Genomic DNA, 3,508 nt, shown 5'->3' with positions numbered 1-3,508 from the left:
GATGCGAAAGATTCAACATCACACAATATTTCAGTACCAAAATATTCAGGCTTGTTGAACCAATCCATTGAAGGATTGCGCATTGGTATTCCTAAAGAGTTTTTATCTCCTGATTTAGATCCTGCAATTGCAGATGTGATCCAAACGGCATTGAAGCAATATGAAGCAATGGGGGCAACTTTAGTTGAAGTGACATTGCCAAATACAGATGTGGTGGTGCCTGTGTATTACACAATTGCACCAGCGGAAGCATCGAGTAACTTGGCTTGCTTTGATGGTGTTCGTTATGGTTATCGTTGTGATGATCCTAAAGATTTACAAGATTTATACATGCGCTCTCGTGCAGAAGGTTTTGGTGACGAAGTTAAAAAGCGTATTTTCATGGGAACATACGCATTGAGTGCAAGCGCTTATGATGCTTACTATGTGAAAGCACAGAAAGTTCGTCGTTTGGTTGCCAATGACTATAACTCAGTATTGAGCCAAGTGGATGTGATCATGGGGCCAACAGCACCAGAATTACCATTCAGACAAGATAGTACAGGCAGTACGCAAGTTTACTTAAGTGATATTTTTACCGTGGGCGCAAACTTGGCAGGTTTACCTGCAATGTCGATTCCTGCAGGTTTTGTAAATGGTTTGCCAGTAGGTTTACAAATTATTGGCCGTGCATTTGATGAAGCTAAAATTTTGAATGTGGCACATGCTTATCAAAGAGAAACTGATTGGCATACAAAGCAACCAAAATTTGATTAATTAGCAACCAAAGAATATAAGGAATAGACCATGACTTGGGAAGTTGTCATTGGATTAGAAGTACATACACAGCTCACAACAAAAACTAAGCTATTTTCAGGTTCAAGCATTCAATATGGTGCAGAGCCAAATAGCCAAGCAAGCTTGTATGATTTAGCAATGCCAGGTACTTTGCCTGTGTTTAACCGTGCAGTATTAGATAAGGCTATTTTATTGGGCTTAGCAATTGATGCACACATTGCACCGAAAACAGTATTTGAGCGTAAAAACTATTTTTATCCAGATTTACCAACAGGTTATCAAATCAGCCAATTGGCATTGCCAATCGTACAAAACGGCCATTTGATGATTGAAATGGAAGATGGTAGCGAGAAGAAAATTCGCATCAACCGCGCGCACATGGAGTGTGATGCAGGTAAATCTTTGCATGATGAAGTTTATGGTATGACTGGCATTGACTTAAACCGTGCAGGTACGCCATTATTAGAAATTGTAACAGAGCCTGATTTAAACTCAGCAAAAGAAGCGATTCAATATTTACGTAAGTTACACCAATTAGTGACTTGGTTAGGCATTTGTGATGGTAACATGCAGGAAGGTTCATTCCGTTGTGATGCGAACGTTTCTGTGCATAAGCCAGGTACACCATTTGGTACACGTGCTGAAATCAAAAATATTAACTCTTTCCGTTTCATCGAAGATGCAATCAATCACGAAGTTGAGCGTCAAATCGAAATCATTGAAGCGGGCGGAGAAGTTGTTCAGGAAACACGTTTGTATGATCCTGATAAAAATGAAACACGTTCAATGCGTACAAAAGAAGAAGCAAATGATTATCGCTACTTCCCAGATCCTAACTTGTTGCCAATCGTTGTGACAGAAGAAATGATCGACAATGTTCGTGAAATTTTCCCTGAGTTGCCAGAAGCATTATCAGCACGTTTAGTTTCAGAATTTGGTTTATCTGACTATGATGCTTCAGTATTGATCCAGTCTCGCGCAATGTGCGATTACTTTGGTGCAATGGTTAAATTAGGCTCTGAGCCAAAAATGGCTGCTAACTGGTTGCTAGGTGAAGTCTCTGCAACATTGAATCAAAAAGGCATATTGATCGATGAGTTCTCTGTGAATGCAGAGCAATTGGCAGGCTTATTGGCGCGCATTCAAGATAAAACGATTTCTAACTCAATTGCGAAAAAAGTATTTGAAGCAATGGTTGAATCAGGTGAAACAGCAGATGCCATCATTGAATCACAAGGTTTAAAACAAGTGACAGATACAGGCGCAATTGAAGGCTGGGTGAATGAAGTCATTGAGAAGAATCCTAAGCAAGTTGAACAATACAAAGGTGGCCAAACTAAATTATTGGGCTTCTTTGTGGGTCAAGTAATGAAATTGAGCCAAGGTAAAGCTGATCCTGCAGTGATTAATGAGTTGGTTGCAGATAAGTTGAAATAACTTTATGACTTAATTTGAAAGATGGGAAGCCTCGTGAAATATCACGGGGCTTTATTTTTTTTGATTTAAGAGAATCTCGTATAAAGGATAAAGCGTATTCTCTTCGAGTTCTATGCGTGCTGTTAATGTATAGAGTAATTTATTGTACTCATAGATGAAAACTCGTTTATCCCATTGTTCAGATTCTATGCTGTTGTATTTCTTTATAAAATTTATAAGGTCTATGCCGACAGATGTCATTTCTTGACGAATAAATTTTATCATCTCTACTTCCAAGGAATTTGGAGTATGAATGTGTTCTAAAATACGATACAGAGTAACTGTTTCTGCGTTCATGTGCATAGTTATCAGCTTAGATAAGTATTTTAATTGTTCTTGAGCTAAATCCCATTCACGCTTTTGGGCTAAGTTTTTAATGGAATTACTGATTTCAATTATATCTTTGTGTTCATTAATCAAATTTGTGATCAGTTCTGGGTTATAATCTGTGCTCTCAGAGTCATTATTTTTATCAGAAGAAAGTTTTGGGCTAATTTGTCGGAATGAAACTAGTCTTGATAAAAATTGTTGTAACATATAGACCTTAAGAGCAAAAACGGTATGAAGTGTTAATGTTATTAACATTTTATTACAAATTAAAGGGAAAACTCATTATTTCTTTTAATAATAGTCATCGATATAACGGAGGATGGAAATGACTAATCGTAACAACACTATTTATTACACAAAAACAGATGAATCACCACTATTGGCAACATATTCATTTTTGCCAATTGTTAAAGCAATTGTTAAGCAAGCGGATATTAATGTTGAGTTGGCCGATATTTCATTAGCAGGTCGTATTATCGCATTGTTCCCTGAACGTTTGACAGAAGCACAAAGAATTGAAGATGCTTTAACAATGTTGGGAGATTTAACAAAAGTACCTGAAGCTAATATTATTAAGTTACCAAATATTTCTGCATCCATCCCTCAGTTAAAGCGTGCAATTAAAGAGTTGCAAGCAAAAGGTTATAACGTTCCTGATTATCCTGAAGCACCAGCTAATGCTGATGAAGAAGCAATCAAAAAATCTTATGCAAAAGTATTAGGATCAGCAGTTAACCCTGTATTACGCGAAGGTAACTCGGATCGCCGTGCACCAGAAGCTGTCAAAGCTTATGCACGTCAAAATCCACATCGCATGGGCGAATGGGCAAAAGATTCTAAAACAGATGTTGTTAGTATGACTTCTGGCGATTTCTACGGTTCAGAAAAAGCTGTAACCATTGATGCTGCAACTGAATACTCAATC

Annotated in this window: 4 protein-coding genes; 3 read left to right on the top strand and 1 reads right to left on the bottom strand. The window is 37.6% G+C overall.

Going from position 1 to position 3,508, the window contains the following annotated elements; all coding sequences use genetic code 11:
- Positions 1-756, top strand: a 756-nt coding sequence (locus BZK14_RS09345) for an amidase (RefSeq protein WP_245831281.1), incomplete at its 5' end; no start/stop codon positions are given.
- Between the two features lie 30 nt (positions 757-786).
- Positions 787-2,214 carry an Asp-tRNA(Asn)/Glu-tRNA(Gln) amidotransferase subunit GatB gene (gatB, locus tag BZK14_RS09340; RefSeq protein WP_077926235.1) on the top strand — a complete coding sequence of 476 codons (1,428 nt, stop codon included), beginning with the start codon at positions 787-789 and terminating at the stop codon, positions 2,212-2,214.
- A gap of 51 nt (positions 2,215-2,265) precedes the next feature.
- On the opposite strand, the gene BZK14_RS09335 is transcribed toward gatB, so the two are convergent.
- Positions 2,266-2,790: a hemerythrin domain-containing protein gene (locus BZK14_RS09335; protein WP_143691428.1), complete on the bottom strand. Its 525-nt coding sequence runs from the start codon at positions 2,788-2,790 to the stop codon at positions 2,266-2,268.
- A gap of 118 nt (positions 2,791-2,908) precedes the next feature.
- Between BZK14_RS09335 and BZK14_RS09330 the strand changes: the two genes are divergently transcribed.
- On the top strand, positions 2,909-3,508 hold a 600-nt coding region (locus tag BZK14_RS09330), incomplete at its 3' end, for an NADP-dependent isocitrate dehydrogenase (RefSeq protein ID WP_143691427.1).

This window comes from Wohlfahrtiimonas larvae (assembly GCF_002006755.1).
In the GTDB taxonomy this organism is placed as follows: domain Bacteria; phylum Pseudomonadota; class Gammaproteobacteria; order Cardiobacteriales; family Wohlfahrtiimonadaceae; genus Wohlfahrtiimonas; species Wohlfahrtiimonas larvae.
This window is presented reverse-complemented; position numbering and strand designations above follow the sequence as displayed.